Origin of the sequence: Endozoicomonas sp. ONNA2 (assembly GCF_024606365.1) — a bacterium.
Lineage (GTDB): Bacteria > Pseudomonadota > Gammaproteobacteria > Pseudomonadales > Endozoicomonadaceae > Endozoicomonas.
In genome coordinates, this window is record NZ_JAHHPO010000130.1 from 1 (window position 1) to 5,270 (window position 5,270).

Sequence of the window (5,270 nt, forward strand, 5' to 3'; positions counted from 1 at the left end):
AAGGAGCAGTTGCCACGCAGGGCAGTGTATTCTCGGACAGCCTCCCGGTTCCGGCCGGGGATCAGGCTTTTGGCGCAAGGCCGCGGGCTAACTGTTCAAAAACCCGGGATATATATTTTTCCAGGGAACGCAGCCCCGGGTCCTGGTCTGTTTCAATAAAGTCGTGAATCATGTCATAACCGCTTTCGGGTAAGGTGAAATTAGCAAAATGCTTACCCGCCGACTGATAACGCTTCTCCTTGTTTGGAACTATAACTTCAAAGGCAATTCTCTCTTTCGCACTGCGATCGAAACCTTCAAAAACGACTTTATCCAGTCTGGAGGCAATGGCCTCAAGCTCAGTATCATGGGCGCTTAACTCATGAATATCACGGTTACCGGCAAGAATGATGGTATCAGGCAAACGTACTTCCGTTTTCAGATAGGGGCTATAGTAAGAACGATTGGACGGATCAAGCAATTTCAACATAAATGACAGCACATCTCTGCTCTTCTCGTTTGCGGAGAGGAACAACCGATCGAACTCATCAATCATCAGAACCTGGTTATGGTGATTGACATCCTGGCTGGATTCGGTACGGGCAATGATAGCATCAAGAATTCTGCCAGCCCTGGCATTGGCGCTTTCAAAAGGGGTTCCGACAATATCATCAATGGTGGCACCATCGAGATTGACAATGGCCAAGTTGGTCCCCATCGCTTCAGCCAACTGTCTGGCGGCATGGGTCTTGCCAGTGCCGGGGGCGCCCAAAAAATAAATCGGGTAATGGCTATCATGGATGGAGGAATCGGTCTGCTGGTAAATCAGCTCAGAGTGGGCAAACCGTTTTAACCGGTCAGCCACGTGGACTGGGTAGTCCCGCAGGGCCTGATCAATTTTCTCTTCATCATAGACCAGTTCCCTGGAGTAAAACGGAAGTCTTAACGCTTTATCCAGAATTTTCTGCAACCGGTTGAGTGCTTCACCGCCGGGGCTTCGCCAGAAACTGTAAAACAGCTCATCCTCAATGTAGTGTTGCGTGCGTTTATCCAGAAATGCTTTCTTTGCACCATAGGCCAGAATTAAATTCTCCTCGGCCAGCTTTGGCGTAAATATTCCATAGTAAACATTCATCATAAATGGAATAGTTGTCGTTATTGTGAGTCCAACGCCCATGGAAGCAACCACGGTAGCCATCACGTTAGTAAATTCTGAGGCGGTCCTCAGATAATTTGCAATGGCACCTTGGTATGAATATGCTGCTCCAGCAACAATAAAAGCAGGAACATAAAACGCCAGGTAGGGCAATGACTCATAGAAGGAATGCTCCTTCAGTACCCAGTAATACTGACGTTTTGCTTCATCCCGGCCTGCCTTTATCTGAGCTTCAATGGGTTGTCCCGAGTACGCTGAATCGTTAAGACGATCAAAGAAACGGTTGTTGGCCATATATTGTCTGATATAGCTGATTTGTAATTTATCCGGTGTTACCGAAGTCTCATCTGCCAGGGCAACAGGGCATAAAAGAATAGACATTATCAATGCAATAGAAAACTGTCTGAGCTGCTTCATTAATTTCAACCTTGTTTAATTTTTCAATTTACCTTATGAGTAGACAATATGTTCTTGATAAAGGTTCAAATGTCTTCATCATAAAGTTTCGAATGTCTTATTGTTACCGGAGCAGCTGGAAAAATTTGAAGTATTGAAGAAGCTCTCCGCGGCCTGAAAATCCCCATGACCGGCTATTCCGGTCATGGGGATTTGAAAAAATATCCAAATTGAACTTTGCACCTGTTGGTAATGTCTAACCGACGAAAATCTTGTGTTACTCAGGTGGTTTACCATGCAAACTTCTTCTTTTGGGTACAATTTTCCAGCAAGTACATCAGCAACCCCCCCGGATTCCCTGCCATTACTTGACCAATCCGTAAAGATTGCCTACACAGTCTGCGGTTCATTTCTAGGTGGAGTTCTTGCTGCCACAGCATCTCTGGACATACACGGGTATTTTAACAGGCATGCAGAGGATTATGCCCTGGAGAATCTGAGTGGTTATGAAAGGATTAAATATATTGGTCTCATAAATGGTGAGATCAAAATAACCAGGCTTTATGTATATCCGTTAATATTATTTGCTGCCAATGGAGGTCTGACTGATTGTTGCATCCTGGCTAAATCGATATACGACAGAGTATGTAGTCGGCTTGCATCACATTCCTGATCAAAAAATCCTGATCAAAATTGAAGTGCTAACACGCTTTTTTATAGGGCGTTACCAGGACCATCACAAACCAGTGAGTTTCACTTGAGGTTTTACCCGTGTTGCCCATCAGCCATTTTTCAGCATCAGCCAATGGTCAAATGCCCTCCGTGTTATCCCCGGAATTTAAAAAAAACATCGCAAATGGTGTCTTCTCAATTGCCATTGGCACTGTGACAGTTGCTATTTGTAACCATGTCAATACTGTTTTTAATGTACCGGCGCAAGAATTTCTTGCCAGGAATCTGGGACCTGATAAATACAGTGAATACCGGGACCTGCGACAAGATGCGTTAATATTTGCTGCTGAAGCAGCGGTACTATCATTTTTTGTTTATTTGTGTGAGCCTCTGGATAATTTATGCAAAGTTGGTAAATCTCTCTACGACAGGGTCTGCAGCAGACCTGCACGCCAGCACTGGCGTTAAAAAACAGGGGAAAATGTAATTGAATGGCTTTTACCTGATGATACGCAAAAGAAGTCAGAAATATATGACTTCATATGGGCAGCTACTTATGTAGTACGTTATTTCAGGATAGTCCCTTGAGTTCAGCGATACTGACAACTTGGTTAGTACAATTATTTGCCTGCAATGTTAGGCTCTTACGTCATAACCTGGCAACATTCAACGACGTTTTGGCTTGTCAGATGTGACTGGCTTTCAGGGAGAGAAAGTATGACTACAGGATATGTTCAGCCACAACAATTGCGGGATACTTCATCGTTAACCACCGATAACTCAAATGAAAAACAGGGAACCTTTGCTGCGAGAACGGCTCAGGGTATCGCCAACCCGGCCTTTACACCCTCTGGTTCGAGCTGGGACCATGGTAATGTCAGTATTGTCCATCGAGCGGTGGATGTGGTTCCGGAAGAGTCAGGGCATGTGCTGCCGTTCAATTATCGGAAGATCAAAATTTTGGTAAAGAACACGGTAAAAAAAAAATTGGTTGGTCAAGGTTGCTTTGGCAAGGTATTCCGGGCGGTACAGGTTCCACCAAAGGGCGCAGGCAGTAAAAAAATGTCGCGTTTTTACGTAGTCAAAGACAATGACAGCCTCTTGTGTTCCTTCGCAACAAATGAGAAAAAGTGCCTGAAGGCGATGGGTGAATTTATTTATAGCCCCTGGTACAGAAGAAATCGCCTGGTAATGCATGACAAGGGCGCAAACCTTGAAATGCTGTTTGATTTGTTTAAAAGGGAGGATTTATTGTTGCCGGCCACAAGAAAAGGTATCCCCGGACATATGAAGTGCAGTATCGCCAGGCAGCTGTTTCAGTCCCTGCAAAAGGTTCACGAAAAAGGCATACTGCACTCAGACATCAAACCGCAAAATATTACCATTAATAGCAAAGGTGAAGTATCACTAATTGATTATGGAATTGCAGTCAAGCGCAACAGAAAAGGACAGTTTAAGCTCTTGACCCGGAGCCCCGATTATTCTGCACCCGAGACGTTTGATATGGAAACCGCAACTGAGAAAGCAGATATTTGGTCTCTGGGTCTCACCCTGGCGGAAATGGAGCTGGGATATCGCCACTCAATTATTAAAGAGAAGCCACTAAAACTAACCGCATACGAACGAATACTGGTTAAACTAAAGCCTGACTTGAAAAAGGCCTTTGTTAAATATGAACTTGATACATCGGCTTATAACAAGCTGATCATTCAAATTAAACGGCGACCCGGTATTTCCGAGGATTGGCGGAACGTTTTGCTGGGTTGCCTGCAGCTTGATCCGGATAAACGGCCAAGTGCCGGACAATTGCTGACATACCCCTATCTTCGCCAACAGAAACTCGATGAAATGGGGCATATGGACCTGTATATTGCCCATCAGAATGCCTTTAAGGCACTGGTTGAGGCAGAAAAAGCGATAGAAAAAAAGGGCAAGTGCAACTCTGATGCTGAAATGAAAAAGCTAACCGACGATCTTGCTCAGTGTCAGGGAAAGGTTCAGAAAATTCAAAGTCTGATCAGGGAAAAAGAAGAGCAAGAAAAAGAACTTATTTTGCAAGAAAAAGAACTTATTTTTTTGCAAGAAAAAGAACTTGTTTTGGAAAAACGACGATTAGCTGCCTTGCGCGAGGAACTTCAGAAATACAGTGCTGCGATGCTCCTAGGTTAAACTCCCTGTACGATTTTTAAGCGCCTGAACTAACCGAGATATTTCATAAGCGTGCTCACAAACACGCTACTCCTTTGCCTATCCAAGGGAGTTTTGAATAGTCTCTACTGTACGGCGCTCCCTCACAAAACCCCTTGGAGCGACAAAGTCCTCGGCGTTGGCATACTGAGTCTCCCTACCTCCCAAATCCATGTGGTCGTACACGAGATTCGCGACAGTTTATGAAATATCCAAGCTAAAAAGGCATGAATGATCTCCTTATTTGCTATTAGAAGCAGTGATTAAAAAGAGGGAGAGCAGTGATGCCTGTTGAACAGATTATCACTACTACATCATTTCAATGAGATTGGCGTGTACCAACTCCGTTCATCCTGAGCGGAGGTTGGCACGCTCTACCATGGGCCGAAGTTTGCGCCCATCGACAGGCTCAGAACGAACGGAGTGCAGAGACTTATAATAACGACAACCCGTCAAACTCATTGAAACCACGCACTACTATCTCTAAAGCTCTTGACAAATAAACTTGCTCCTCGAGGCGAAAGGCACTCTTATTTACATTTCACCACCAAAATCGCACTCCGGAATACGTAATTCAGGATTACCACTTTCATTACGGTGGATGAGACCCGCTTGCTCCAGAACATTAAACGCGCCAACGGGAATTCTGGGGTTTACAGTCACCTTCCCAGAGGAAAAGTTGGCATGCGTGGCATTGTATAGTCTGACGTATTCAGTCGACTTTCTTTTGGGAGTAGATTTAATGGTATCGCTTTTTATGGGCTCTTTCTCTGAACCAGTACTTGCATGATAGGTCAGGGCAGCATCATCGTTTAGTTTAATTGGCTCTTCAGAACGGTCGGAAGTATTGTCGTCTGATATAGAACGAGAATTAATATCT

General features: G+C 44.5%; 5 protein-coding genes. 3 read left to right on the forward strand and 2 right to left on the reverse strand.

The genetic code is table 11. From position 1 onward, the window contains the following. Positions 1–61 precede the first annotated feature (61 nt). Positions 62–1,552: an AAA family ATPase gene (locus KDK14_RS02430; RefSeq protein WP_257263430.1), complete on the reverse strand. Its 1,491-nt coding sequence runs from the start codon at positions 1,550–1,552 to the stop codon at positions 62–64. 274 nt (positions 1,553–1,826) lie between these two features. Between KDK14_RS02430 and KDK14_RS02435 the strand changes: the two genes are divergently transcribed. The 3 genes from KDK14_RS02435 (at position 1,827) to KDK14_RS02445 (ending at position 4,372) form a co-directional block, all read left to right on the forward strand. Continuing rightward, complete coding sequence (locus tag KDK14_RS02435; RefSeq protein ID WP_257263431.1) at positions 1,827–2,204, forward strand: hypothetical protein; 378 nt, start codon at positions 1,827–1,829, stop codon at positions 2,202–2,204. A gap of 98 nt (positions 2,205–2,302) precedes the next feature. Continuing rightward, on the forward strand, positions 2,303–2,671 hold the full coding sequence (locus tag KDK14_RS02440; protein WP_257263432.1) for a hypothetical protein: 369 nt from the start codon (positions 2,303–2,305) through the stop codon (positions 2,669–2,671). A 249-nt stretch (positions 2,672–2,920) separates the two neighbouring features. Beyond that, the gene (locus tag KDK14_RS02445) at positions 2,921–4,372 is read left to right on the forward strand and encodes a protein kinase (protein ID WP_257263433.1); all 1,452 of its coding nucleotides are present in this window, start codon (positions 2,921–2,923) and stop codon (positions 4,370–4,372) included. A gap of 552 nt (positions 4,373–4,924) precedes the next feature. Here the strand turns inward: KDK14_RS02445 and KDK14_RS02450 are convergent. Continuing rightward, positions 4,925–5,270: hypothetical protein (locus KDK14_RS02450; protein ID WP_257263435.1), on the reverse strand; the 346-nt coding region annotated here is incomplete at its 5' end.